Raw genomic sequence first — 24,880 nt, forward strand, 5'->3', positions numbered from 1 at the left:
ATACCCCATACGGACGGCCTTTTATTTCTAAATTTTTCCAAGAACCTCAGCAACTTTTTTACCGATGTCCGAAGGTAACTCCACAACATGAACACCGCACTCGGCAAGCCTTTTCATTTTGGAGGCCGCCGTGTCGTCTCCGCCGGAGATTATTGCTCCCGCGTGTCCCATTCTTTTACCTTTGGGCGCGGTCTGTCCGGCTATGAAGCTGACTACGGGCTTCGTAAAGTTGTTTTTAATCCATTCCCCTGCCTTAACTTCTGCCTGGCCGCCGATTTCGCCGATCAGAACCACAAGCTCCGTCTGCGCGTCGTACTCAAACATTTCCAGCAGGTCGATATATTTAAGACCTATAACAGGATCTCCGCCTATTCCCACACAAGTTGACTGACCGAGACCGTATGCGCTTACCTGCTTAACGGCTTCGTAAGTCAGTGTGCCTGATTTTGAAATAATTCCCACTGTTCCGGGAGTATGTATTTCACCGGGCATAATCCCCATCTTGCATTCGCCGGGTGTGATTACACCGGGGCAGTTGGGGCCTATGAGCATTGTCCTTGAACCTGTGGTTTTTATCATTCTCTTAACCGCAAGCATGTCCCTCACGGGTATGCCTTCGGTAATGCACACACAAACATCAAGGTTCGCATCCACCGCTTCCATAATGGAGTCAGCAGCATACGCGGGCGGAACATAGATGATAGACGCATTGGCTCCTGTTGCTCTCACCGCTTCTTCTATGGTGTCAAACACCGGAGTGCCGTCTACACTTTCTCCGCCTTTGCCCGGAACGACACCGGCTACGATGTTGGTTCCGTATTCTTTCATTTTGGCTGCGTGGAATCTTCCCTGACTGCCTGTAAGGCCCTGTACAATCACCTTGGTTCTGTTATTTATAAGTATGCTCATTTGTTACCCCCTTTCTTCCTTGCAGGAGCATCGGGTGCGGGTTCGTTCGCAAGTTTGACGGCAAGCTGGGCGGCGTCTGCCATCGTGTCTGCGGCGTAGATATTCAGTCCTGATGCTTTGGCTTCTTCGTTGATGATTTTTTTGCCTTCAGCAACGTTTGTGCCGTCAAGTCTGAGTACCACGTGCTTATCGCCCGGAACCTCGTTTGCTGCCTTAAGAACGCCTTTGGCTATTAAGTCGCAGCGGACAATACCACCGAAAATATTCACGAAGATAACCTTCACATTCGGGTCGGTAAGGATGATTCTGAAAGCCTCCCTTACCTTGTTTTCGTCCGCTCCGCCGCCAACGTCCAGGAAGTTTGCGGGTTGTCCGCCGAAGGACTTGATGATGTCCATAGTGGCCATAGCAAGACCGGCTCCGTTTACCATGCAGCCGATATTGCCTTCCATGCTCACGTATGACAGGTCGTAAATGGATGCCCTTACTTCCTGAGGCTCCATTTCGCCGTAGTCCTTCATCTCTTCTATCTTGGAGTGACGGAAGAGTGCGTTGTCGTCCACAGTGATTTTTGCGTCAAGGCAGACGATTTCATTGTCACTGTTTACAACAAGGGGGTTTATCTCAAGCAGCATGCAGTCATAATCCATGAAGACCTGATGCAGCTTAACCACAACCGCGGAAAACTTATTGAGAAGATTGCCTTTAAGCCCAAGTTTTTTGGCAATTTTCCTTCCCTGATAGAAGCCCATGGCTTTTATAGCGGAGAGTTTCTCCTTTATAATAGCGTCCGGTCTGCTTTCAGCGAGAGTTTCAATCTCTGTTCCGCCTTCTGCGCTTGCTATTAAGATGTGCTGCTCGTTATCTCTGTCGACCATGAAGCTCAGGTAGATTTCCTGTTTGATGTTAGTCGCCTTCTCAACGAGAATCCTGCGGACGATTTTACCCTCTTCCCCGGTCTGGTGTGTAACCAGCTTCATACCGAGCATGTGGGTTGCCTCATCATAGACATCCGAGAATGACTGAACAATCTTAACACCGCCGGCTTTTCCCCTTCCGCCTGCGTGTACCTGAGCCTTAATGACCCATTTTTCTCCTTTCAACTCTTTTGCAACGCGAAGCGCGTCGCTGGCTGTGGATGCTACTCCTCCGTCCGGTACGGGAAGACCGTACTCGCGGAGAAGACCCTTAGCCTGAAATTCGTGTAAATACATGGCTCACCTTCCAGCTGTTTTGTTTTACTTCGGGCTTAAAACACGAAAATAGTATTCCAAACCAATGCTAACTTCAAGCCTTAATTGGTGAGCCATGTTAATATAGCCTTAAAATATAACAGTTATTCTAAAGGAAACCGAGGCGTGTCATAGCCTCAACAAGATCTTTTACTGCATTGACAGAATTATCCATCAGAGCCTGCTCTTCAGCATCAAGATCGAGTTCGATAATTTTTTCAACGCCGTTTTTGCCGAGAACAACAGGCACGCCCACATAGAGGTTATCCACGCTGTATTCGCCTTTGAGAAGTGCGCATACGGGCAGAACTCTTTTCTCATCTTTCAGAATGGCTTCTGCCATCTGGATTGCAGAGGAAGCGGGAGAATAGAACGCTGAACCTGTTTTAAGAAGTTTCACGACTTCGCCGCCAGCCTGTTTTGTTCTTTCAACCATTGCAACCATAACTTCTTTGGCTTTGGCTTTGTCGTTGTATTTTTTCTCAAGGAGCTCCATAACGGGGCAGCCGTTTACGTTTGCATAGCGAACAAGGGGAACCATTGTGTCGCCGTGACCGCCGAGAACCATGGCGTTTACGTCTTTAACGGATACGCCGAGTTCCCATGCGATGAAGGAAGCAAACCTTGAGGAGTCAAGAACACCGGCCTGGCCGATAACTCTTTCTGCGGGGAAACCTGTCACTTTCTGCATAAGAGTGACCATAGCGTCAAGCGGGTTGGAGATAACTATTACATATGAATCGGGAGCATATTTTTTGATGTTTTCGGCAACGCTTTTGATGATGTTAGCGTTTGTTGTAAGCAGGTCGTCTCTGCTCATTCCGGGTTTTCTGGGGAGGCCTGCGGTAACGATAACTATGTTTGCGCCTGCTATGTCTTTGTAGTCGTTTGTTCCCATGAGGCATGCATCAAAGCCATCCACTCTGGAAGCTTCAGCTATATCAAGGGTTTTACCCTGAGGCATGTCCTCAACTATATCGAAGAGAACAACATCACCGAGCTCTTTAAGAGCGCTGAGCTGAGCGAGAACGCCGCCGATCTGGCCGCCGCCTATGAGGGCTATTTTAGGTCTGGTAAAGCACATATCAAACTCCTGTTTAAGTTATAATTTCAGAGCATCGAAGCTCCAATCTCTTCATAGTACACGCTTTTAAGACTATAATCAGCAGTTTTTCTGAACCTGCCCTATAAAAGTCCGTTTTCGTTACCGCGCACTCACACCGGAAAAGCGTTTTTAGAACCCCTTTCTGATGTATACTGTATACAGTTATAATTATACACGGATTTTTGTCAAGTATTATTGGCAACGCCGATAATAAAACATTTTTTAAATTTGATAAAGCTAAAAATAGATTTTTTTGCATATAATAAGTGACAAAAAAAATAGCTCATGGTTCACGACATTTCAGAACCCTTGAAAATACGCTTTTTCAGAACAAATAGCACAGGAGTGCCTTTTTGCTTATTTTTCGATATATCGGTTTAAAAATTTCCAGATGACCTCCGCCGCATTCTGTTAGCGGGCTTAGGATTGCTTTCACCGATCTGCTGATTGATTATTCAAATACGCATATCACTTTTATCTATCGAATTTATCAAACACTATTTTATGAACATAAATGCATTTGAAGCATAACGAAATAACAAAACGACTCCCCCTGCCGTCATTCTGAACGCAGTGAAGAATCTCTCATTTAACAGAATATTGAGACTCTTCGCTCTGCTCAGAGTGACGCATCACAACATCACTGCGCCATAAGAAAAAAGCACAAAATACACATGTTTTCCCGGAGGTCATTCTGAACGCAGTGAAGAATCTATCATTAAACAGAACATTGAGACTCTTCGCTCTGCTCAGAGTGACGCTGACAGCATTACTGCGCCATGCGGCAAGACACAAAATACACACCCAAAAAGATGGAAAAACGATTCCCCCTGCGGTCATTCTGAACGCAGTGAAGAATCTCTCATTTAACAGAACCTGAGACTCTTCGCTCTGCTCAGAGTGACGCATCACTGTTTTGTGCCGCAAAAAAAAGGGGGCTCCCAAGAGCCCCCTGTATCAAAATCCTTTTAGAATGCCACTCTTTCGATGTATGAGAGTTCAAAATCCCCCATTTTGTCGAATTCGAGGTATTTGTACACCTCAGCCTGTTTCGGCTCAATTTTGCTTTTATACAGCATGAGGTATTCCGCCGGGGTGGGAAGCTCGCCCATAAGAGCGGTCACTGCCGTAAGTTCCGCAGATCCGAGGTAAACCTGAGACTCATCCCCTATACGGTTGGGGAAGTTCCTTGTTGATGTTGAAAGAACATGAGCCTTGGGCTGTACACGCCCCTGATTGCCCATGCAGAGTGAGCAGCCGGGAATCTCCGTTCTTGCGCCCACGCTGGCGTAGATTGAGTAGTAGCCCTCTTCCATAAGCTGCATCTGATCCATAAGTGTCGGAGGAGTGAGCCATATTTTTGTTTTGGGATAAGCTGCGCCTTCCCAGATTTTACCTGCGGCGCGGAAGTGACCTATGTTAGTCATGCAGGAACCGATAAAGATCTCATCTATTTTGTTCCCCGCGACTTCGCTGAGAAGCTTAACATCGTCAGGGTCGTTGGGGCATGCGAGAATCGGCTCAGTGATTTCGGCAAGGTCGATTTCTATAACAGCCGCATATTCGGCGTTTTCGTCTCTTTCAAGAAGAACGGGATTGGCAAGCCATTTTTCAGCGTCCTCAATGCGTTTTTTCAGCGTGTCCGCATGCCTGTACCCTGCCGCAATCATCTTTTTCATCAGCGCTATGTTGCTTCTGAGAAAACCGGAAACAGACTTCTCGCTGAGCTTTATCGTACCGCCGGCGGCTGATCTTTCCGCTGTAGCATCAGTGAGTTCAAACGCCTGCTCAACTGTAAGATCCGGCAGACCTTCCATCTCAAGAATGCGTCCGTTGAAAATGTTCTTTTTATTCTGCTTGGGAACAGTAAGCAGCCCCTGCTTGATCGCCCAGTAGGGGATAGCGTTTACTGCGTCCCTGAGAGTTATGCCGGGGTTGAACTTGCCCTTGAACTTCACAAGCACGGATTCGGGAACATCAAGAGGCATAAAGCCGAGAGCGCCCGCAAAAGCGACAAGACCTGAGCCCGCAGGGAGAGAAAGCCCTATAGGGAAGCGTGTGTGAGAGTCGCCGCCTGTTCCCAGAGTATCGGGAAGAAGAAGCCTGTTAAGCCATGAGTGGATAACACCGTCACCGGGGCGAAGCGCCACGCCTTTTCTTAAGGTGACGAAATCGGGGAGAGATTTGTGCATAGCCACATCGGCTTTCTTGGGGTAAGCGGCAGTGTGGCAGAAGGACTGCATGAACATAGACGCCTGAAACTCAAGGCAGGCAAGCTCTGTGATTTCATCCCTTGTCATCGGTCCGGTGGTGTCCTGAGAGCCGACAGTTGTCATTACGGGCTCGCAAGCGGTTCCGGGAAGAACGCCTTCCACTCCGCATGCTTTTCCGATAATTTTCTGCGCAAGCGTGAAGCCCTGACCTTTTTTGGGAACAGGATTTACCGTTGCGGTGAAGACTGTGCTTTCAGGAAGACCGAGTGCTTTGCGGGCTTTTGCGGTAAGCTGGCGGCCGATTATAAGGTTAAGACGTCCGCCCGCCCTGTACTCGTCTTTTATAGTGGAGGGGGTAAGCTTAAAGGTGGAAATAACCTTGCCGGCCTCGTCCCTGACTTCGCATTTTTCTGTATCAACAGTTATAAGGTCGCCTGTTTTGATGCTGTTCACATCGCAGGTGATGGGCAGACCGCCGGAATCCTCAGTGGTGTTGAAGAAAATGGGGGCTATTACGCCGCCGAGTATTACGCCGCCGCGCCTTTTATTGGGAACAAAGGGTATATCCTGACCGATTTTCCACATAACAGAGTTGCATGCGGATTTTCTGGATGAACCAGTACCCACAACATCGCCCACGAAGCCGACTTCAAAGCCTTCCGCACGGAATTTGTCAATGGTGGCGTTCCCCTGAGGCCATGAGGTTTCACCCATGGCGAGAGCATGCAGCGGAATGTCCGGACGGCTCCACGCGTGTTTAGCGGGGGAAAAATCGTCCGTGTTTGTTTCGCCGTCTGCTTTAAATATTTTCAACTTGAATGATCTGGGAAATTCGGGCTTGGATGTGAACCACTCAGCATCCGCCCATGACTGAATAACAGCCTTGGCATTGGCGTTGGACTTGGAAAGAGCAAGCACATCTTCAAAAGAGCCGTAAATGAGTATGGTCTGTTTAAGAGCTTCGGCGGCATCAGCACCGAGTTCGGCGTCAGTGAGAAGATCCACAAGGGGTTTTACGTTGTAGCCGCCGAGCATTGTTCCGAGGAAGAACACAGCATCTTTTTTTGTGATTACGGGGCATTTCACAGCGCCTTTGGCGACTCTTTCAAGCCAAGCTGCCTTGACTTCCGCAGCGGGGTCAACACCGGGAGAAACACGGTTAACTATAAGTTCCTTAAGGAAATCCGCCTGCTCCTTCGCCGGATTTTCCAGCATTTTACACACTTCTGCGGTAAATTCGGGCGACAGAGGAAGAGGAGGTATCCCCTGAGCCTTTCTTTCTTCAACATGCTTAAGATAGTCTTGCATCATAAATATTTCTCCTTAGTAGAGGTATTCTCTGCGCAGCCTCAGCTCCGCTCATTTTCATATTAATGATTCCGAACCCGCAAGCTTTCGGAGCGGAACCGTTCATAATTTAAGATTGTATTCTGTATACAATTTTGAGCGCTTTTTGTCAAAATATTTTAGAACATATTTTCGTATGCGCCATATATAAGCTTAAGCATAAATCAGACTCCCAGTAAATACAATGCGAAACCCTTTAATATAAGGCGTTACCGGGCACACGCAAATGAAAACTGCGGTTACTTGTACAACGACGCATATTTAACCTGCAATAACTATCAGAAGAAATGAGAGCCTATTGTTCATAAACAGACCGAACATCAACGGAGATAAACAGTATTCGCGACATCTTTCCTTTTAATTGTAAAACAATTACCGCCTTATATTATATTTTAAAACCATTCAGGTATTTTAACAAAGAAAAAGATAGTGCGTTTATAATTTTTACCGGATTTTATTAGAGAAATTTTATTCATAATAAAATTTTTGAATTTGTAGTCCAAGCTACTATAATTTTCTGCACTTTATTTAAAATGCACATCTCAAAAGCTTTCATTTTTATACAGGTTAACCGTGAAAACTAGCTCTGCCTGCAAAGAGAAACAGTAAAATGTTTCTCTTTAAACAGCAGCAACCTGTAAAAAAGCTCTGTCTGCGTATATTTAAGGAGGTAGAAAGTATTTGATTATTTCAAACATAGTGAAATATTAGATAAGCAGACATATTTATTAAGGAGCATTCATTTATGGCAGGTTGTATTTGCAACAATTTTATTTCCGGTTACCACAGTCACAGTAAAGCATGTATCGGCAGCACATGGATTTTTCAGAATCTCTCTCCTGATGAGAAATCCTCTCTCGCTTCCTTCGCCGTGAGAAAGGAGTACAAAAAGGGCGAAGTCGTTTTTTCTCAGGGGGATACTGCGGATCAGATGTTCCTGATTAAAGCCGGGCTCGTGAAGATCTCCAAGGTCTCTGAAAACGGCAGTGAGATGATACTTGATATAAGAAAAATGGGTGACTTCATGGGTGAGCAGATATTCTGGGACGATTTTGAGTACCCCGGAACGGCGGTCTGTGTGGAAGACTCGTTCATATGCACTTTTTCAAAGAACGCTTTTGAAAAGCTGGTGCTGAGTAACCCTAACATCGGGCTTAATGTTGTTAAAAACCTCAGCAAGCATATCGAATTTCTAAGCTCAAGAAACTGCTATCTGCTGATCAGGGATTTGAAGGAGAAGCTTTACAACCTGCTTCTGAATATAGGAAACGAGCACGGAACAAATCACAGTGATCATTTTGAGATCAATATACATCTCAGCCACGAAGAGCTTGGATTTCTGCTCGGCGCTCACCGTGTAAGCATTACCAAAACAATGAAAGCTTTGAGAAAAACAGGATTGGTTAAAAAAGAAGGTAAAACTCTTTATGTTTACCGAAGTTAATTTTTTCTCTGAACAGGAGGTTACGCATGTTCAAACTGAAAGCTTTCATTCTGATCGTAGCAGCACTTTTTATTTTTTCATCTGACGTTTACGCGGCACAGTACCCCATAGCGGGCAAAGTGGTCAACACAGCGGGAGAGCCTATTGAAAAAATCACAGTAAAGCTGATTAATGCCAAAGATAACTCCGTTGCTGCCTCAGCAATGACAGACAAAAACGGAAACTACACCTTCAAAAATATTATGTCCGGAACAAAGTACTTTGTACAGACAGACAAATCCGCAGACGGCAAATACATACGCGGCGGGCTGAGAATGTCGGTGGAAGCCGGAATAAACACCGCTTCCCTCAGAAACATTCAGCTTTCCGGCAGACCGGGTGACAAGGCGGAATATGTGGGAAATAAAATCTGCATGGATTGCCATATGGACATGGATAAAAGCCACGATATGGCATCCGGTCACTCAGCATCCGCACATATGCGAATCATAATGCCCGGTCAGAAAGATGTCATTGAACCAATGAGCGGCTGGGGAGCGGATAATGATCCGCTCGGTAAAAAAACAGGCGTTTCGGCATCTCCCCCTGACGGCAGCGACAATGACCCTGTGCCGGTAACCGCATGTACCAAAAAAGGAATCAAAGGCTTCGCGTTCGGCGGAAATGGAAAGAACCCTTGTGTTACAGGTGTTTTTATACCCATAGCCGCCACAGTCGGCGGACAGGGTGATAAATACATTATGCCCGGGACAGACGAGATGCACACGAATGTAGGAGTATTCAAACAGCACTATCTCGCCAAACTCAAGGATGTTCCGGCTACCTCCAGCTGGGAAATGTATCCTTATCCGGGCGCAGATAAGGATTTTATAATGCTTCCGCTTTATGTGGCTCAGTCTGGAACTGATTCACCGAAATTCAAGCCCTTCCGCGCAGTACGTGCCGGCGGTGCGGCCAAAGCAGTCCAGAACGACGCTGTACAAGCCTTCCGTGCCAAAGGAACAGGCAATCTCCGGAACGCATGGGTTGATCAGGGGCAGCAGTATTCACAGGCATGTGCGGGGTGCCATGTTCTCGGCATTAAGATAAAAACCGGCGGGGAAAAAGGGGTCTACACCTCCGAATTTGACTTCCTTGAATTCGGTGTCGGCTGCGAAAACTGTCACGGACCCGGCTCACAGCACACTGAAGATCCCGGAAAAAGCAAACACATAATCAATCCCGCAGCACTCACTGCAACTGATGAAAGAGAGATATGCGCCCGCTGCCACGGACTCGCTCTGCCCGCCAGCGCCAGCCCCGCCAATGCTCTCCTTTATCCGTGGAATGATAAATACGCAGGTTCCGTGGGTCACGGCAACTTCATAGCCGGAATCCATAAGCTCGCTGATTTTATGCCCGGGTGGGAAAACGGAAAAGGTTTCTTCAGCTGGGACGGAGTGCACGGCAGACACCACAAGCAGCAGTCATATGAGTTTGAGCTCTCCGTACATGTAAACAACACAACCAGACCTCTGACATGCACAGCCTGTCACTCCTCGCACAGTCTCTATCAGGGACCTGAAAACAGACGGGAAATGTCAATAGACGGAAAGGAATATAACTATCGCAACACCAAATTTAATAATAATACGGTATGCCTCGCCTGTCATGCGGAATCAGGCAGCTTTGCATCCCTCTCCAAAAATGACATTGCCCTGCTCAGCGCAGGATACGGTCAGCCCACGTTCCTAAACGGTGATGCCAAGCCTCTCTACGAAGTCGGCGCAGCAGGAATAGGCAAGGCGCAGAACAAGACTGCCGCAGCGGTAATCAAACATATGAAGGATAAGGCAGGCATGGTCACTGCCGCCTATAACCCTTTAGATGAGTCCAATCCTGTGGGCAGATGCCAGAGCTGTCACATGCCGAATACGGGTATGATGGGCGACTATACTTATGATGATGATAAGACGAACTCCTCAAGAGCAATGATTGAGGGAGATGTCGTGTCTCATGTGGGTGATGTGGTGTGTCCTGCCGATGTGTATTCCATGTTCAGAGGAGTGGAAGAGAAAAAGGCCGCACCTCTCACGAGATGGAGCAGTGTAATGCCAACCTCATGCGGTAAATGCCATAAAAGCAGCCGTTATTATCTTAAATAAAACCTAAATTTACGCGCTGTCCGCCCTCCTTCGGGCAGCGCGCCTTTTATTACCTTATGCACAGTGTGATGTTAAGTATGAGATTCAGAAAGACACAGCGACGTTCACAGCTCTCTGACATAGCAACTCCACGGATGGAGCTGCGCCGTGCGGAGCGAAGACCTGTCTTGCAGGGCGTGAGCGTATATACAAAATTTCCATGGAAGGCAAATTTTGGATTATCAAGACAAGACACTGCGCCGTGCGGAGCGAAGACCTGTCTTACAGGGCGTGAGCGTATATACAAAATTTCCATGGAAGGCAAATTTTAAGCGGTAAGTCAGTAAAAATCTATATTCATTGAATTCCTTTTCTGCACAAACTCCGCTATGCTCTGTTTCGCTATGCGCCAGTGCCCCTTGCCATCTGTCCGTGTATTCCAAGCAGGAAGCTCCACCCGCCAGATCCATCTTTTAACAGTAAGGGGGTTCACCTGAAGAATCTCAGCCGCCTGTGACACAGATAAAAAACCGTGCGGTATCTTCGCCAGTTCCTCTTTTATACTTTTTTCCTCCCACTCAAGCTCCCTGTACACCATCCGCCTCCATAATCACAAATAATATTTGTTATTACACAAATTGTGCGTAAAAATCAACAATAATTTTTTGTTATAATTTTACGCAAATTTCATGTATCTTAATTTTTATGGATTTAGCAGAAAGATTAAAAACCCTCAGAAGACATTTCAAGATTTCCCAGTCCGATATTGGAGACATACTCTCAGTGCGTCAGCAGGCTGTATCTCACTATGAAAAGTCCGGCAATATCGATGCCGCGAAGCTTGAGGTGCTGGCAGACCACTTCGGTCTGGATATAAAGTTTTTTTACGAAAAAGCGCCTCTGGAGTACTATCTCAACTCCAACAGACAGGCAGTCCGCCAGCTTTCAGCCTCCGGCGGCCCTGTTGTACCCGCAGGCTGGGACAGTCTTCTGGAACGGATAAGCCGCCTGAGCTACGCCAATATAAAAAACATAGAAAAAGTTATAGTACCTTTGGTGGAAGTCTTTGAGGGTTCAAAAGAATAAAACCCGGCCGCTTTGAAGCCGCATTTTTGCCGGAGTCCGAATAATGGGGAACATCTTCAAAAACCCCATACTATTCATGGAGTTTTCTGAAAACTTTGTAAAAACACGCCCTGCCTCCGGTGTTCCTCTTAAGCCGAGAACATCCGGGCATCCGCCCCTGAGCAGGGGAACCATTGTCCGTATGATGGAGGAAGGGTTCGGTTTTTACAGAAATTTTGAGTACAACAGGGGTCTGCCTGTTGTGGAAAAGTTTGTGCTGCGGGAAAACTCACTGGCAAAATCCCTTCGCTACAGTTTTCTGGAAACAGCAAAAATCTCTCTCATAGGCTCAGTCGGGCAGTCAGGCTTCCTTTTCCCTGTTGCGGATGATTCCGAACTTTCGAGAATATGCACTGTGCTCCGGTTCAGCAGGAGCAAATCCCTTGAGGCGTCCCTTACCCATATTGAAAGCATCGGCGGATTTTACCCGAACGAAAAGCTGGAGCTTTCCCGCAGCTTTGTTCAGAAGGCGGTATTTGACAAATCTCCCGGCAGGCTTATACGCCTGCGATGCTTCCCTTTCCATGACACAGCGGAAAAAGTCGCCTGTTTCCTCAATAATCTCGGTGCTTCCTCCGTGAGGGTACACCCCTTCGTAACCGATTCGGTCTTCATAGAGGCATACCTCAGCGACTACAAACCCAAACTCACCGCCATACTGAACCACAGCTATATAAGCGAGGTTTCTGAACCGGAAACTGTCGAAATAACAGAGCATTACCTGCGCCATGAAGATCTGTTTGCAGACTGCGTAATGGAAAAATCCGCCGGCACGGCATATCCGGCTGTGGGGATAATAGATTCCGGCGTAGCGGAAAATTCCTTTCTGCGCAGGTGGGAAACCGGACGTGAGCTTTTTGTGGAGCCTGCGTTTCTGGACACAGCCCACGGAACCTTCGTAACCGGACGCGCCCTTGCCAGCGGGGAATGTTTCGGCGGCACGGAATTTCTTGATGTAACCGTTATGCCGGGACGGGCGGGTACTCCGCCGGATCTGGCACGGCTTGCAGAAATACTGCGCATTGTGATCCCCAAATACAGGAATAAGATAAAAATATGGAACCTCTCTCTGGGGACGAACATACGGGCAGGAGAGAACATCAGCCTGTTTGCCTATCTGCTGGACTGTATTCAGCGGGAGCAGGATGTGCTGTTTGTGCTGCCTGCCGGCAACTGCTTCCCTCTGCGCACATGGAGTACGGATGAACTGCAGACGGATGATTTAATCACCGTCCCCGCGGAGAGCCTGCTGGCACTCACAATAGGCTCCGTAAGTCATATGGACACCAACCTCACGCCGCTTCACAGCCCTTCCCTCTTCACACGCAGGGGCAGGGGAGCCTTCTCCTCCGTGAAGCCTGAGCTTGTGTATTACGGAGGAACCCATGAACTGAAATTCGGACGCAGCATACCCAAAGGCGTTTTCTCGATAGGGAAGAATAATGAAATTGCGGAAGATACGGGAACAAGCCATGCAGCCCCCGTCATAGCCGGGATTGCTGCAAAGCTTTATCAGCTTCTGGGCAGGGCGGCCAGTGTGGATGCGGTAAAAGCGCTGATTATACACAAGGCATACGGCGGTTTCGGCGACGGCATATACACAGGCTGGGGGCTGCCGGAAACACCGGAAGAGATGATGAGAACTGACGATGGCACAATTACCATAATACACACAGGAACATACGAAAAAGGCAGCCACATTGAGACCCAACCTGTCCCCGTACCCCCGGAGATGATGCTGAACGGCCGCCTTACCGGAACAGTGCGAATCACCCTTTCCTACCGGCCTCCGGTGAGCATTAGCTTCTCAGGCTATTATACATGCATGAACCTGCGGGCATCCCTCGGCTTCTACAAAAACGGCAGATGGACAGGCCTCATAACTGACAAGGATATGAAATTCGCTCCGGAGGAGGCGAAAAGCAGGGCTGATTTTCTCTGGCTGCCGCTGAAGGACTATCAGGCCGAGCTGAACACAGCCTGTGCTTCTGACAAACTGTTCCTGAGAATATCAGCATCAAGGCGCGATTTCTGGAAAGAGACCTCAGCCGTTCCTTATGCCGCTGTGATCTCTTTCATATGCGGCAGCAAGCAGAATTACCCCAGGTTTAAAAAAATCATGGAAGAGAACACTGACGATTTTTCATTTTTAGGGATATAATAGTATTAATATAAAAGACAGGGCTCTGTTGCAATATCGTTGATATATTCGTATTTCCATATTACAATTGTGAAACATATCACTTGGAGTGATGGATGGTAAAAGACTTATCAAACCTGAGCATACTTTATGTCGAAGATGAATCCGTCACAAGGATGGCGGTTACCCGTGTCCTGCAAAAGCGTGTGGGGAGTATCTACCCCGCCAAGGACGGAAAAGAGGGGCTCTCCATGTTTCTGGAGCACAGGCCGGATATGGTGCTGACAGATCTCCAGATGCCCGTTATGGACGGCTGGGAAATGATTTCGGAGATACGCAAGGTTGCTCCGTCCGTGCCCATTATTGTCATATCCGCCTATGAGTACGACAACAGTGACTGCACCGTGAGCGATTCCATAGTCAAACCTGTTATCAAAGACACTCTCTTCGAAAAAATCGAGCACTGTTCAAAATAAAATCAGGGGGGTCTGCCCCCCCCCCTGCTGTGTTTATTCCTTCGGCGTAACCATCTCTTCCGGTATAACGTACTTATCAAACTCCTCTGCGGTCAGAAGACCAAGCTTAACAGCTGTTTCTTTCAGAGTTGAGTTCTCCTTATAAGCAGTTTTTGCGATCTTAGCCGCGTTCTCATACCCTATGTACGGATTAAGGGCGGTCACAAGCATCAGCGAGTTTTTCAGATAGCTGTCTATAACCCCTTTATTAGCCTCTATCCCCACAGCGCAATGCTCGTTGAAGGAGTCCATACTGTCCGCAAGCAGCCTCACAGACTGGAGGAAGTTATAAATTATCACAGGTTTGAATACATTAAGCTCAAAGTTCCCCTGACTTGCGCCGAAGGCTATGGCAGCATCATTACCGAATACCTGGCACGCAACCATAGTCACTGCTTCCGACTGAGTGGGGTTCACCTTGCCGGGCATTATTGAGCTTCCCGGCTCGTTTTCGGGTATTGTCAGTTCTCCGATTCCGCATCTGGGGCCGGAGGCAAGCCAGCGGATGTCATTCGCTATCTTCATGAGGTTTGCAGCCAGAGACTTTGCCGCACCGCTGGCATAAACAAGGGCATCGTGGGATGTGAGCGCCTGAAACTTGTTCGGTGCGGAGACGAAGCGCCTTCCCGTGAATGAGCTTATCTCCTCGGATGCCATCACGCCGAGTTTCGGGTGAGCATTGATCCCTGTTCCCACCGCTGTTCCGCCTATCGCAAGCTCACGGACATATTCCAGCGAACGCTCAATCTGCGTGTAGTTGGTTTCAAGCATGGCCACATAACCGCTGAACTCCTGCCCAAGGGTGAGAGGTGTAGCGTCCTGAAGGTGGGTACGGCCGATTTTCACAATCCCCGCGAATTCATCCCTCTTCTTCGCCAGAGTCTCTGTCAGCCGTCTGACAGCAGGAAGAAGCAGATCCTCAACCTCAGCAACCGCAGCAATGTGCATGGCTGTGGGGAAGGTATCATTGGAACTCTGGGACATGTTTACATGGTCATTGGGGTGGATCAGCCTTTTAGTGCGGAAATCGCCGCCGAGGATCTCCGTTGCCCTGCTGGCTATGACTTCGTTAAGATTCATATTCGTCTGTGTTCCGCTGCCTGTCTGCCATACAGCAAGGGGGAACTGGTCTGCGAGCTTTCCTTCCAGTATTTCATCGCAGGTTTTAACAATCGCCATTGTTTTTTCATCATCCAGCTTGCCCAGCTTGTTGTTCACCACTGCCAGAGATCTTTTCAGAACAGCGAAAGCCTTTATAAGTTCCGCGGGCATCTTTTCCGTGCCTATACGGAAATTCTGAAGGCTTCTCTGAGTCTGCGCTGCCCAGTAATTTTCATTGGCAACTTTGATTTCTCCCATTGTATCTTTTTCGATTCTGAAGCTCATTGTTTTCCTCCGATGTTTTATTATAAAAAATCTGATACCTGTTTCCGCATAAAACAATACTTATCTGCCATACATGAATTTTATCACACTTAGTTTCCTCTAACACAATAAAAAGCATTGTTTTAAAAGCTTGTATGCGCTTTATGAGCACTATGTTTATAATATAAATTAATACCTGATTAAAGCCGTTCTTGAAATATAACATTTTTTGGGTTACATATGAGTATAAGCGCAAAATAATGCTATTAATTTTTTCAATAGCTAAATAATGAGGTGGCTATGGAACTTAAAAACGCTATGCTGGAACTGCTCCGCAGAGCCTCCACTGACCTTGCACCGGATGTGGAGAAAGCGATCAGGCAGGCCTACAAAAATGAGGACGAGGGAACATCCGCGAAAAACGTTTTCGGCACTATCGTCGAAAACATCGAACTGGCAAGGGAAGCATCCACGCCCCTCTGTCAGGACACGGGTTCGATAATCTGTTATGTTGACTTTCCCATTGGCGAAAGCGAAAAGAAATACCGTGAGGCTCTTGAGTGGGCAGCAATTGAGGCTACCAAGCTTCAGTACCTCCGCCCCAATGCGGTTGATCCCATCACAGGCAAAAACACAGGCAACAACATCGGCATAAACGCCCCCTACATGCACTTTCACCAGTGGGACAAACCAGAAGTAAGAGTGAGAGTAATGCTCAAAGGCGGCGGCTCCGAAAACGTGGGCGCTCAGTACAGGCTGCCGGATGCTGCGCTTAAAGCAGGCCGCGACCTTAAAGGCGTTCGCAAAGTAATCATCGACGCAGTTCACAAAGCACAAGGCTACGGCTGCGCACCCGGAATAATCGGTGTCGGAATCGGCGGCGACAGGGTGACAAGCTATGCCCTCTCAAAAGAACAGTTTTTCCGCACACTCGGCGAAAAGAGCGATAACCCCGAACTCGCCAAGCTTGAGGAAGGCCTCCTTGAGGATCTGAATAAGCTGAAAATCGGCCCCATGGGCTTCGGCGGCAAAACAACGGTTCTCGGAGTAAACATAGGCCTTCAGCACAGACACCCCGCCACCTACTACGTTGCAATATCATACACCTGTTGGGCTTACCGCAGGAAAACCATGATTATCAAAGGAAGCGAGGTGAGCTATGATTAAGCTGAAAACTCCTATTTCTGAGGAAACGGCAAGAAGCCTCAAAGTCGGCGATGAGGTTCTTCTCACCGGAACAATAGTTACAGCAAGAGACGCCGCACACAAACTCATGGTTGAGGAAAGACCCGATTTCATAAGAGAGCATCTTTTCGGCTCCGTTATCTATCACTGCGGCCCTGTTGTGAAAAAAGATGAGAAAGGCAGCTACTCATTCGTAGCGGCAGGTCCCACCACTTCTTCAAGGGAAGAGCCTTATCAGGCTGATGTTATAGAGGAATACAAAGTCCGCGCCGTAATAGGCAAGGGCGGTATGGGCCCCAAAACAGCAGACGGCCTCAAAAAAACAGGCGCTGTTTATCTCCACGCAGTGGGCGGCGCGGGTTCTCTTATCGCTAAGAAAGTTACCAGCGTTGACACTGTTTACAAACTTGAGGAATTCGGAACACCTGAGGCCTTCTGGGTTATTCAGGTTGAGGACTTCCCCTGCGTTGTGACTATGGACTCCCATGGCGGCAGCCTCCACAAAGACATTATGGAAATGTCCGGCAGCATAGCCAAAGAACTCATGGAAAAATAAAAATCAGCGGAAGATATACTGCAAAGCCCTGCTTAAGTTTACCTGAGCAGGGCTTTTTTTACGGAAAAAACGGGTTCTTCATAATGAAAGAACCCGCCAATCCTTTGTCTGGTTATACCTATAACCGTATGATAACTGACGGCTTATGATGAAAAACGCACCGTCACTATGGTTATGGGGATAACCACTGCAATAACATAAGCAAAATGAACCGCAAAAATTGTCAGTCCCTTGCTGAAACCGATGGGAGATGAAGTCTCATCACGGCTGAATGCCCTGCCGTATATCCATCCCCCGACCGGAATAAGCAGACAGAAAGTCAAAAACATCACCCCTTTCACTGCGTATTCCGAAACTTCCTCACCTGCGAAATGCTTTTTGAAATAGTGGGCGGCGGTGGCTCCGGCCACGTATATTCCGCCTGCTGTGAGGGTTATCTTTCTGAAAGCTGCGTATTTGTCCGGCTCAAAGCTGCAAAGCTTCCTGCAAAGTTTGCAGATAAGCAGAACATTGCTGTACAAATACACAAAAATAAAACCCATTACCACTATCATCAAGAGCATTCCGCCAATACTTGTCAGCAAACCCAATGTCCACCTCCTGACACCTGTTACTCCGGGTTCTGCCGATTTTACGGGTTTTCAAACATCGTCCCGTAAGCGTGCAGACTTGCGGGTATCTGATTATAGCAGGCGGCGGGCGGATGTCAAAAGAAACCGGATAAATGCCTGATAATCAAGATAAAACACAGAAAAAGCTCAAAAGAACAGATTTACAGATAAAAAAAACCCCCGCCTCGGCAGAGACGGGGGGTTTCCATATATAAAAGGGGTTTAGCACCCCTCTGGGTTAACAAATGAATGTTAACTTACTTTACTACGGATTTGATAAGGGTCAGCACATAATCGGGATGTGCAAATGAACCGTGCATATCGGGGAAATTTTTGTAAAGCATGCCGTCGAAAACTTCCTGCTCGCCTTCAAAAACCTTAATCTTCACAGCGGGGTTGTTCTCTTCGCCGGATCTTGTTGTGTACGTGCCGTCCGCGTCAATGACGAATTCGGGCATGTAATGTTCAACAAGGATGGTAAAGGGAGTTCCCTGAATTTCGGATTTCTGACCGATGAGGACTTCCGTCTGCACATCTATACCTTGTTTCTCGTTCTTTACGCCGATAATGACGCTTTTGAACTTGTCAGCAATTTCTTTAGGAATAGATACTTTCTTATCCTTGGAAACTTTTATGCCGTGATCTGCGTCAGCCGGCATGCCTGTGCTGCCGTTTTCAGACTGCTGTCCCTGCGCCATAGGAGCGCCGGTTTCTTTTTTCTCATCAACAACACCCTGTGAGCAAGCGAAGATGACAAAAGAAACGAGTACCAGATAGAGTGCTTTTAACATAGTTTTTCCCTCTTATGCTAATTCAAGAATTAGTTAGCAGAAGCGTTATCAGCGGGTGCTTCTACAGCCATTCCCTCTGAAGCGTTGTCTGCCATAGCAGGTTCCTCAACGGTAAGGTTGTCAACTGCAGTGTAGTTATCTGCAACCTGTTCCTGAGTTACTGCGGGAGCTGCCGGCTCCTCAGTTTTTGTTTCTTCGGCTTTCTGTGAGCAAGCGAAGATAACAGCCGAAATGAGTAGTACATAGACTGCTTTCAACATAGTTTCTCTCTCCTTTATTAAAGTAACGGAGGGGGAGGGATTTGAACCCTCGGTACGGTATAAACACCGTACACTCGCTTAGCAGGCGAGCGCCTTCGACCTAACTCGGCCACCACTCCTTTCCTTACGTACAAAACGGAGGAGGTAGGATTCGAACCCACGGATGGCTCACACCATCAACGGTTTTCAAGACCGCCTCCTTAAGCCAGACTCGGACACTCCTCCAAAGAACAAGCTTTATAAGACAACTTCCCTTATTTTGCAAGCGGTATCTTTATCGATCCCGAATTTTTTTAAGGTATCTGTCATAAATCGGCTAAGTTCGGCGTATAGGATAACACGAGTGCCGTCTATGTCAATAAAATTCATATATTTTGCAAAAAGAGTCAGCTGTCTGTCGTCAGACCTGTCTCCGTAGAGCCAGTCAGATGCCAGAGGATGCCCGTGCGCCCTGAGATGCACCCTGATCTGGTGGGTTCTCCCGGTGTGAAGCTGCGCAGCGACAAGCGAGGCTCCGCCGCCATTCCCCAGAGGGAAGAAGGAAGTTCTGGCGCTGCGGCCGCTTTTAAAATTGATGCGGTAGCGCCCTTTCTGATTTTTGGCAGCGATGGGCAGCATCAGTGAGACAGGATGCGGGAATATTCCTTTGGTAATGGCTAAATACGCTTTATCCACCCTGCTCTCTTCCATTTGAATGTTAAGATAACGGTGGGCGGCTGCATTCTTTGCAAGAAGCAGAATCCCGCCTGTGCCGGAATCGATCCTGTGGACAGTGTAGAGCTTTCCGTAACGCTCATGGAGAATATCGTGAACTGTCGGAATCGAACTGTCATATCTGTCCGGAAGAACGTGGAGGCCGTGGGGTTTGCTCACCGCCACCCAGTTTTCCGTTTCAGCTATGATGTCCGTACTGAAATCAATCATCTATATTTTTTCTCTGACAAACTTTTCGATTATCAAGGCTATCTCATCAGTTCCGGAAGCCGCCGGAGCACCGGGCACTATGTCCGCTATATCACGGAAGCGCGCCACAGTTTTCTGGAGCAGCGCTATCAGCGCATCCTTAACATCCTGATTCCGCTTGAGTTCTATATGGGTTTTCACTCTGGCGAGGAGCTCCTCGGAGTTGAATGGCTTTGAAATATAGTCAACCGCTCCGGTCTGGAAGCCCTTTTTTATATCCTCAGCGGCTGCGCGGCCGGTAAGAAAAATAATAGGAATCCCTTCTGTCACCGGGTTCGCCTTGATCTTCTCGCATACCTCGAAGCCGTCCATACCGGGCATAACTATATCAAGGAGTATAAGCTCCGGGCTTATGCTCTCAAGCATTTCAAGGGCCTGTTCACCGCTGACCGCGAAGGCTATTTCGTAATTCTTCCGCGAAAGAATCAGGCTGAGAAGCTGAATATTTTTCGGGACATCATCCACAATAAGCACAAGGGGCTTGCGCTCGTTCATTTCTTCCAGAAGGTCGCTCACTTCGTACATTCTTCACCGCTTTTCTGAATTATCCATAAAATAGTCTATGGATATTAAAATTACAAATATAACTTAAGGCAGTGAGCAGCTTTTTCTCACTTGTCACATCATTTCACAGTTAATTTTTTATAACCTGATGTAAAATTGTTAATAGATAAACGATTCTGTTCTGTGCACAGTTTTTGCTTTTAATATGCTACAGAAACTTTAAGGAGAATGTTCTTATGTTTAAAAAGGTACTGCGGAAAACGGTTTCATTAACAGCTTTATTTTCATTCATTATTGTGGCATTCAGCGGAACAGTGATTATGCTAACCCCTCCGGGGCGTCTGGCAGAGTGGGCAGTCTGGCGGGTGCTGGGTCTCACAAAGGAGCAGCACACTAATATACACCTTGCTGCCGCCTGTCTCTTTATTATCACCATGATTCTGCACATCTGGCTTAACTGGAAGTCCATATGGGCATATATCAAAGGCAGAAGCGCCGTAAAAGCCAGCGGGGAGCTTCTGTTCTCCCTTGTCCTCACGGCATTTGTCATATGGGGCACACTTGCCTACCTGCCGCCTTTCAGCACAGGTTTTCTGGCGCTGGAAAATTATCTGGATCACTATGAGGACACCATAGAAAATCCTCCGTTCGGTCACGCGGAGCTTGCCCCCCTTGACGGCCTGATTAACAGAATGGGCTTTGATCAGGAGCAGTCACTCATACTTCTTGAGAAGGAAGGGATAAAAGTTGAAAGCCCTTCATCGACTCTCAAAAAGATTGCAGCGGAAAACAGGGTAAGCCCTGCGAAAATTTACGGAATAATCAAAACAACAAAGAAAGAGCAGAACAGCACCGAACCTCAGCCTGCGCAGGAGGAACCTCTGTCGGGGCTGGGCAGAATGGGGCTTGGCACTCTGGCAAACAAGATGGGCATGTCCCCGGAAAAGGCTGTGGAACTTCTTAAAGTAAAAGGTATTGAGGCCTCGGCTGATGAAAAGGTAAAAGATATAGCCGAAAAAGCTGGCATGCTGCCTATGGATGTTTATGATTATCTGAAAGAAAATATGTAAGGGCCGCCGCCCTCCGGGGCGGCTATCCCGCTTTAGCGTGGTATATCTGTTTCATAAGCAGGGTTGACTTATACAGCTTGCCTTTATCCGCCAGAGAAGGGCTTATGAAAGGAGTGTAGCCTCTGGATTTGATATACGCATCAAGCGCCGCTAAGGATGCGAGAAGCTCCTCTTCATACTTTACGTCAATACCGGGCGAAACCAGAGATTCCATATACTTAAGAGCCTTGTCTGTGTAGTCGTTCACCAGAGAATCAAGCCCGGCATCATCCCCGCAGTTCGCAATAAGTTTCGTAAAAAGCCTGAGAGTTTCTGTTCTGCGCCTTCTGCTTCTCAATAAAAAGAAAACAAAAAACCACGCCGCCATTAAAACCGTAAGAGCCTGAATAATAAAAAAGCCCAGTGTAAACTGTGTAACATCCGCTCCCTGCATTTATCCCCCGTTAAACCGTTTTCCAAACAGTTTTTATTATATCTTCAATATCGGTATATTCCGGCTGCCAGCCTAAAACATGTCTGGCCTTGGAGCTGTCCGCTACCAGCGAAGCCGGATCGCCCGCTCTTCTGCCTTCGGTTTTTACTTCAAAATCCGTGCCGCTGACAAGCCTAACTTTATCTATAATCTCTTTGACCGAAAACCCGTTACCGTTTCCGAGGTTGAAATCCGCCGGTTCCCCGCCGTTCTCAAGATATTTTATCCCTGCCAGATGGGCTGCGCAGAGGTCATTTACGTGTATATAGTCGCGCACACAGGTTCCGTCCGGCGTATCGTAGTCGTCACCGTAAAGAGCTATATGGCTTCTCTCACCCTTGGCAGCCTGAACCACAAGAGGCAACAGGTGGGTTTCCGGGCTGTGCCGTTCCTTAAGATCACCTGACTCATCATGTCCGGCGGCGTTAAAGTATCTGAATATCACATACCTGAGCCCGTAAGCCTCAGCATAGTCACCCAGCGCCTGCTCTGTCATCAGCTTGGTTCTGCCGTATGGGTTGACAGGGGTTTTCGGGTGCAGTTCGTCTATGGGCAGGTATTCGGGGTTTCCGAAAACTGCCGCTGTGGAGCTGAATATAAATCTGTCACAGGCGTGTCTGCGCATTGTATCCAGAAGGCTCAGAGTGCCGGATACGTTATTCCGGTAATATTTATCAGGCTTGCTTACAGATTCACCCACAAGGGAAAATGCGGCAAAATGGATCACCGCGGCCGGATTGTATTCCTCGAATATTCTGCCCATCCGCACCGAATCGGCTATATCGCACTCCTCAAAATCGCCGTACAGAACCGAATCACGGTGTCCGGTGGAAAGATTATCCACGGTAACAGGATTAAACCCTGCGCTGCTGAGCATCTTCACCATGTGAGAGCCTATGTAGCCTGCTCCTCCGGCAACAATTATATTCTGCATAGGATTACCTCAGCCTGTCACGTCCGAAAGGGAAAAAGCTTCTTGTTTCGGCTGCTGCTGCAAAGTCAATGTCGGTGCTGAATACCCCTTCGGCGCTTCCGCATTCAAGCACAGCCTCACCCAGAGGGCTGTAAACGGCAGAATCGCCGGAGTATGACGCTTTCGGATCGCTGCCCGTTCTGTTCACACCTATGACAAAGGCCTGATTTTCTATGGCTCTGGCGCGCAGAAGGCTTTTCCAGTGGAGGCTTCTTGAAGCTGGCCAGCTTGCATTTACCAGAAATATATCTGTTTCCGCAGCCTTATCCCAGAATAGGTAAGCAAATCGGAGATCATAGCATATGAACGGTGTTATCCTTGCTCCGTTAAGCTCAAAAGTCAGGGTTTCGCCCCCTTTTGAGTAAAACTTATCCTCACCGGCAAAGCTGAAAAGATGGATTTTTCTGTAGCAGGCAATGTCGTTTCCGTTTTTGTCCAAAGTGTGCTGGCAGTTAAAGCCGTTTTCGACTGAGCCATATGTCACGGCGCAGGAAAAGCGGTTTGCTATGGCGGCAAAAAAGTCTCTGTCCGCTTCGTCACAGCCTGTCTTCGCACTGTCCATGGAAAATCCGGTAAGAGTCATTTCGGGAAATATCATCAGATCCGCATCAATATCGGCGGCACTCAGAAGGGCCTCTATCCGTTTTTTTGTTGCAGGTTTATCTTCCCAGCACATATCAGGCTGGACGAGGGAGATTTTCATATTAAGCTTCTTCCGCGGCAGTCTTTTTATTTTGCTGCGCTGTCTTTCAGCAGAAGCCAGGCACAGCACCCAATTACAGGTCCGTTAACATAGTTCAGACAAGGTTAGCTTTTTCCTGACTAATAGTAAACAGCTTTTCCCGGAGTGTTCACAGACCTGCTCAATAAAAGGCAGGTAAAGCTGTCTGCATTATTATGGAAAACACTAATTCTGCCGGGCAGACAATACAGCCGCTCTCTTATTGCTACTTTGTGCTTTTCAGTGAAAATCCGAATCTTACCAGCTTTATATATGAAAAGTGATAGCCTATGATAAAAGCAATAATGAAAAGCACAAGCACCGGTGATGACTTATAAAAGTGAACTGTGAGAAGCTGGTATGCGATATAAATAAGCAGAAGTATGCCGGAAGCCACAGAGTTGGAAAATCTTGTTCTTTTATAAAGCAGAGAATGCAGATGAAGCCTGTCCGCACTTAAGGCATCCCCTTTTCTTATTACCTTACGGCGGAAAATCGAAAAGATGACTTCCCATATCGGGAAAATGAGTACTGCAAGGGGAAACCAAACTGAAACTTCCTCATTTCTGTTAACAAGCAGGGTGGAGAAAACAGCGAGCATAAAACCCAGAAAATACGCGCCGCCGTCACCGAGAAATATTTTGCCCCATGGATAAACCCAGACAAAAAAGCCGCAGACACCTATAATTATTATGGCAATAAGCCTGCTGAGCTGAACATCGCCGACATTATAAGCAACAGTGAAAAGAGCAAACAGCGCAACTATAGATGCCCCGGATGCCAGACCGTGAAGCCCGTCGATAATATTGATGGAATTTGTAACCCCGACAAGGGAAAACAACGTGAATAACATTGCTATATAATAAGGAAATTTCAGAAAATCTATCTGGCTTATCAGAACATCAAGAGTCATCACTGCGATGATGGAACCTATTATCATAAAAAGCAGCCGGATTTTAGGGGAAACAGCGCCTGAAATATCCTCAAACAGTCCGATGAGAAATATCGGTGACGAAGCAAGCAGAATCATTCTTCCCAAAGGGTCTGAAAGCATAAAAAGAGCGGCGGCCATAATGCTCACTCCGCCTACTCTGGGTGTAGCCGCAAAATGGAACTTCTGCGGCTTAGTGCTGTTCTCACAATCCATCATAAACTGATATTTTCTGGCCAGCACAATAATAACCATATTTACTGCCAGCGAAATTAAAAAGACCATAAAATATTTCATACGTTACCCGTAAATTGTGCGCATTAAT

The 24,880-nt window shown here is 47.5% G+C and carries 23 protein-coding genes and 2 tRNA genes; 8 read left to right on the top strand and 17 right to left on the bottom strand.

The features are described from left to right. Positions 1 to 27 precede the first annotated feature (27 nt). The 4 genes from sucD to acnB form a co-directional block, all read right to left on the bottom strand. Positions 28 to 909: a succinate--CoA ligase subunit alpha gene (sucD, locus tag OSQ85_RS05925; protein ID WP_265821926.1), complete on the bottom strand. Its 882-nt coding sequence runs from the start codon at positions 907 to 909 to the stop codon at positions 28 to 30. Next, positions 906 to 2,123, bottom strand: coding sequence for an ADP-forming succinate--CoA ligase subunit beta (sucC, locus tag OSQ85_RS05930; RefSeq protein ID WP_265821927.1), 1,218 nt, complete (start codon positions 2,121 to 2,123; stop codon positions 906 to 908). Before sucC ends, sucD begins: the two co-directional genes overlap by 4 nt. Positions 2,124 to 2,250: 127 nt before the next feature. Further along, positions 2,251 to 3,225, bottom strand: coding sequence for a malate dehydrogenase (mdh, locus tag OSQ85_RS05935; protein ID WP_265821928.1), 975 nt, complete (start codon positions 3,223 to 3,225; stop codon positions 2,251 to 2,253). A 989-nt stretch (positions 3,226 to 4,214) separates the two neighbouring features. Further along, positions 4,215 to 6,770: a bifunctional aconitate hydratase 2/2-methylisocitrate dehydratase gene (gene acnB / locus OSQ85_RS05940; RefSeq protein WP_265821929.1), complete on the bottom strand. Its 2,556-nt coding sequence runs from the start codon at positions 6,768 to 6,770 to the stop codon at positions 4,215 to 4,217. Between the two features lie 781 nt (positions 6,771 to 7,551). On the opposite strand from acnB, the gene OSQ85_RS05945 reads away from it, so the two are divergent. Together OSQ85_RS05945 and OSQ85_RS05950 are read left to right on the top strand one after the other, a co-directional pair. Beyond that, the gene (locus tag OSQ85_RS05945) at positions 7,552 to 8,250 is read left to right on the top strand and encodes a Crp/Fnr family transcriptional regulator (protein WP_128467470.1); all 699 of its coding nucleotides are present in this window, start codon (positions 7,552 to 7,554) and stop codon (positions 8,248 to 8,250) included. A gap of 26 nt (positions 8,251 to 8,276) precedes the next feature. Then, entirely contained in the window at positions 8,277 to 10,394 is a 2,118-nt protein-coding gene (locus OSQ85_RS05950) for a carboxypeptidase-like regulatory domain-containing protein (RefSeq protein WP_265821930.1), read from the top strand. A gap of 319 nt (positions 10,395 to 10,713) precedes the next feature. Here the strand turns inward: OSQ85_RS05950 and OSQ85_RS05955 are convergent, their stop codons facing one another. Next, entirely contained in the window at positions 10,714 to 10,971 is a 258-nt protein-coding gene (locus tag OSQ85_RS05955; protein ID WP_128467472.1) for a helix-turn-helix domain-containing protein, read from the bottom strand. 107 nt (positions 10,972 to 11,078) lie between these two features. Here OSQ85_RS05955 and OSQ85_RS05960 point away from each other — a divergent pair, with 107 nt between their 5' ends. The 3 genes from OSQ85_RS05960 to OSQ85_RS05970 all read left to right on the top strand — a co-directional run bounded on the left by OSQ85_RS05960 (position 11,079) and on the right by OSQ85_RS05970 (position 14,114). Then, entirely contained in the window at positions 11,079 to 11,459 is a 381-nt protein-coding gene (locus tag OSQ85_RS05960) for a helix-turn-helix domain-containing protein (RefSeq protein WP_265821931.1), read from the top strand. 43 nt (positions 11,460 to 11,502) lie between these two features. Next, positions 11,503 to 13,659: a S8 family peptidase gene (locus OSQ85_RS05965; RefSeq protein WP_265821932.1), complete on the top strand. Its 2,157-nt coding sequence runs from the start codon at positions 11,503 to 11,505 to the stop codon at positions 13,657 to 13,659. 95 nt (positions 13,660 to 13,754) lie between these two features. Then, positions 13,755 to 14,114, top strand: coding sequence for a response regulator transcription factor (locus OSQ85_RS05970; protein ID WP_265821933.1), 360 nt, complete (start codon positions 13,755 to 13,757; stop codon positions 14,112 to 14,114). 33 nt (positions 14,115 to 14,147) lie between these two features. Here the strand turns inward: OSQ85_RS05970 and fumC are convergent, their stop codons facing one another. After that, complete coding sequence (fumC, locus tag OSQ85_RS05975) at positions 14,148 to 15,539, bottom strand: class II fumarate hydratase (protein WP_265821934.1); 1,392 nt, start codon at positions 15,537 to 15,539, stop codon at positions 14,148 to 14,150. A gap of 279 nt (positions 15,540 to 15,818) precedes the next feature. On the opposite strand from fumC, the gene OSQ85_RS05980 reads away from it, so the two are divergent. Next, positions 15,819 to 16,685, top strand: a complete 867-nt coding sequence (locus OSQ85_RS05980; protein WP_265821935.1) for a fumarate hydratase — start codon at positions 15,819 to 15,821, stop codon at positions 16,683 to 16,685. After that, positions 16,678 to 17,259: a FumA C-terminus/TtdB family hydratase beta subunit gene (locus tag OSQ85_RS05985; RefSeq protein ID WP_265821936.1), complete on the top strand. Its 582-nt coding sequence runs from the start codon at positions 16,678 to 16,680 to the stop codon at positions 17,257 to 17,259. The genes OSQ85_RS05980 and OSQ85_RS05985 overlap by 8 nt, the downstream gene beginning before the upstream one ends. A gap of 143 nt (positions 17,260 to 17,402) precedes the next feature. Here OSQ85_RS05985 and OSQ85_RS05990 read toward each other — a convergent pair whose 3' ends face one another. The 7 genes from OSQ85_RS05990 to OSQ85_RS06020 all read right to left on the bottom strand — a co-directional run bounded on the left by OSQ85_RS05990 (position 17,403) and on the right by OSQ85_RS06020 (position 20,409). Next, positions 17,403 to 17,849: a hypothetical protein gene (locus tag OSQ85_RS05990; RefSeq protein WP_265821937.1), complete on the bottom strand. Its 447-nt coding sequence runs from the start codon at positions 17,847 to 17,849 to the stop codon at positions 17,403 to 17,405. 278 nt (positions 17,850 to 18,127) lie between these two features. Next, the gene (locus tag OSQ85_RS05995; protein WP_265821938.1) at positions 18,128 to 18,661 is read right to left on the bottom strand and encodes a hypothetical protein; all 534 of its coding nucleotides are present in this window, start codon (positions 18,659 to 18,661) and stop codon (positions 18,128 to 18,130) included. Between the two features lie 29 nt (positions 18,662 to 18,690). Further along, complete coding sequence (locus tag OSQ85_RS06000; protein ID WP_265821939.1) at positions 18,691 to 18,921, bottom strand: hypothetical protein; 231 nt, start codon at positions 18,919 to 18,921, stop codon at positions 18,691 to 18,693. Between the two features lie 26 nt (positions 18,922 to 18,947). Next, positions 18,948 to 19,040 (bottom strand) — tRNA-Ser (locus tag OSQ85_RS06005). 17 nt (positions 19,041 to 19,057) lie between these two features. Beyond that, a tRNA-Ser gene (locus OSQ85_RS06010) sits at positions 19,058 to 19,146 on the bottom strand. A gap of 12 nt (positions 19,147 to 19,158) precedes the next feature. After that, complete coding sequence (locus tag OSQ85_RS06015; protein WP_265821940.1) at positions 19,159 to 19,845, bottom strand: RluA family pseudouridine synthase; 687 nt, start codon at positions 19,843 to 19,845, stop codon at positions 19,159 to 19,161. Continuing rightward, the gene (locus OSQ85_RS06020; protein WP_265821941.1) at positions 19,846 to 20,409 is read right to left on the bottom strand and encodes a response regulator; all 564 of its coding nucleotides are present in this window, start codon (positions 20,407 to 20,409) and stop codon (positions 19,846 to 19,848) included. Between the two features lie 215 nt (positions 20,410 to 20,624). Between OSQ85_RS06020 and OSQ85_RS06025 the strand changes: the two genes are divergently transcribed. After that, the gene (locus OSQ85_RS06025) at positions 20,625 to 21,458 is read left to right on the top strand and encodes a DUF4405 domain-containing protein (protein WP_265821942.1); all 834 of its coding nucleotides are present in this window, start codon (positions 20,625 to 20,627) and stop codon (positions 21,456 to 21,458) included. A gap of 22 nt (positions 21,459 to 21,480) precedes the next feature. On the opposite strand, the gene OSQ85_RS06030 is transcribed toward OSQ85_RS06025, so the two are convergent. From OSQ85_RS06030 to OSQ85_RS06045, 4 genes are all read right to left on the bottom strand, one after another. Then, entirely contained in the window at positions 21,481 to 21,891 is a 411-nt protein-coding gene (locus OSQ85_RS06030; protein ID WP_265821943.1) for a hypothetical protein, read from the bottom strand. Positions 21,892 to 21,901: 10 nt separating this feature from the next. Continuing rightward, entirely contained in the window at positions 21,902 to 22,864 is a 963-nt protein-coding gene (gene galE / locus OSQ85_RS06035; RefSeq protein ID WP_265821944.1) for a UDP-glucose 4-epimerase GalE, read from the bottom strand. Between the two features lie 4 nt (positions 22,865 to 22,868). Continuing rightward, positions 22,869 to 23,606 carry a nitrilase-related carbon-nitrogen hydrolase gene (locus OSQ85_RS06040; RefSeq protein ID WP_265821945.1) on the bottom strand — a complete coding sequence of 246 codons (738 nt, stop codon included), beginning with the start codon at positions 23,604 to 23,606 and terminating at the stop codon, positions 22,869 to 22,871. A gap of 244 nt (positions 23,607 to 23,850) precedes the next feature. Then, positions 23,851 to 24,840 carry a glycosyltransferase family 4 protein gene (locus OSQ85_RS06045; RefSeq protein ID WP_265821946.1) on the bottom strand — a complete coding sequence of 330 codons (990 nt, stop codon included), beginning with the start codon at positions 24,838 to 24,840 and terminating at the stop codon, positions 23,851 to 23,853. Positions 24,841 to 24,880 lie beyond the last annotated feature (40 nt).

Origin of the sequence: Geovibrio ferrireducens, assembly GCF_026226615.1 — a bacterium.
GTDB classification, from domain to species: domain Bacteria; phylum Chrysiogenota; class Deferribacteres; order Deferribacterales; family Geovibrionaceae; genus Geovibrio; species Geovibrio ferrireducens.

Excerpts from the sequence above, each read along its gene's own strand:
- sucD (WP_265821926.1), bottom strand. The coding sequence starts at position 909 with ATGAGCATACTTATAAATAACAGAACCAAGGTGATTGTACAGGGCCTT.
- sucC (WP_265821927.1), bottom strand. The coding sequence starts at position 2,123 with ATGTATTTACACGAATTTCAGGCTAAGGGTCTTCTCCGCGAGTACGGT.
- mdh (WP_265821928.1), bottom strand. The coding sequence starts at position 3,225 with ATGTGCTTTACCAGACCTAAAATAGCCCTCATAGGCGGCGGCCAGATC.
- acnB (WP_265821929.1), bottom strand. The coding sequence starts at position 6,770 with ATGATGCAAGACTATCTTAAGCATGTTGAAGAAAGAAAGGCTCAGGGG.
- OSQ85_RS05945 (WP_128467470.1), top strand. The coding sequence starts at position 7,552 with ATGGCAGGTTGTATTTGCAACAATTTTATTTCCGGTTACCACAGTCAC.
- OSQ85_RS05950 (WP_265821930.1), top strand. The coding sequence starts at position 8,277 with ATGTTCAAACTGAAAGCTTTCATTCTGATCGTAGCAGCACTTTTTATT.
- OSQ85_RS05955 (WP_128467472.1), bottom strand. The coding sequence starts at position 10,971 with ATGGTGTACAGGGAGCTTGAGTGGGAGGAAAAAAGTATAAAAGAGGAA.
- OSQ85_RS05960 (WP_265821931.1), top strand. The coding sequence starts at position 11,079 with ATGGATTTAGCAGAAAGATTAAAAACCCTCAGAAGACATTTCAAGATT.
- OSQ85_RS05965 (WP_265821932.1), top strand. The coding sequence starts at position 11,503 with ATGGGGAACATCTTCAAAAACCCCATACTATTCATGGAGTTTTCTGAA.
- OSQ85_RS05970 (WP_265821933.1), top strand. The coding sequence starts at position 13,755 with ATGGTAAAAGACTTATCAAACCTGAGCATACTTTATGTCGAAGATGAA.
- fumC (WP_265821934.1), bottom strand. The coding sequence starts at position 15,539 with ATGAGCTTCAGAATCGAAAAAGATACAATGGGAGAAATCAAAGTTGCC.
- OSQ85_RS05980 (WP_265821935.1), top strand. The coding sequence starts at position 15,819 with ATGGAACTTAAAAACGCTATGCTGGAACTGCTCCGCAGAGCCTCCACT.
- OSQ85_RS05985 (WP_265821936.1), top strand. The coding sequence starts at position 16,678 with ATGATTAAGCTGAAAACTCCTATTTCTGAGGAAACGGCAAGAAGCCTC.
- OSQ85_RS05995 (WP_265821938.1), bottom strand. The coding sequence starts at position 18,661 with ATGTTAAAAGCACTCTATCTGGTACTCGTTTCTTTTGTCATCTTCGCT.
- OSQ85_RS06000 (WP_265821939.1), bottom strand. The coding sequence starts at position 18,921 with ATGTTGAAAGCAGTCTATGTACTACTCATTTCGGCTGTTATCTTCGCT.
- OSQ85_RS06015 (WP_265821940.1), bottom strand. The coding sequence starts at position 19,845 with ATGATTGATTTCAGTACGGACATCATAGCTGAAACGGAAAACTGGGTG.
- OSQ85_RS06020 (WP_265821941.1), bottom strand. The coding sequence starts at position 20,409 with ATGTACGAAGTGAGCGACCTTCTGGAAGAAATGAACGAGCGCAAGCCC.
- OSQ85_RS06025 (WP_265821942.1), top strand. The coding sequence starts at position 20,625 with ATGTTTAAAAAGGTACTGCGGAAAACGGTTTCATTAACAGCTTTATTT.
- OSQ85_RS06030 (WP_265821943.1), bottom strand. The coding sequence starts at position 21,891 with ATGCAGGGAGCGGATGTTACACAGTTTACACTGGGCTTTTTTATTATT.
- galE (WP_265821944.1), bottom strand. The coding sequence starts at position 22,864 with ATGCAGAATATAATTGTTGCCGGAGGAGCAGGCTACATAGGCTCTCAC.
- OSQ85_RS06040 (WP_265821945.1), bottom strand. The coding sequence starts at position 23,606 with ATGAAAATCTCCCTCGTCCAGCCTGATATGTGCTGGGAAGATAAACCT.
- OSQ85_RS06045 (WP_265821946.1), bottom strand. The coding sequence starts at position 24,840 with ATGGTCTTTTTAATTTCGCTGGCAGTAAATATGGTTATTATTGTGCTG.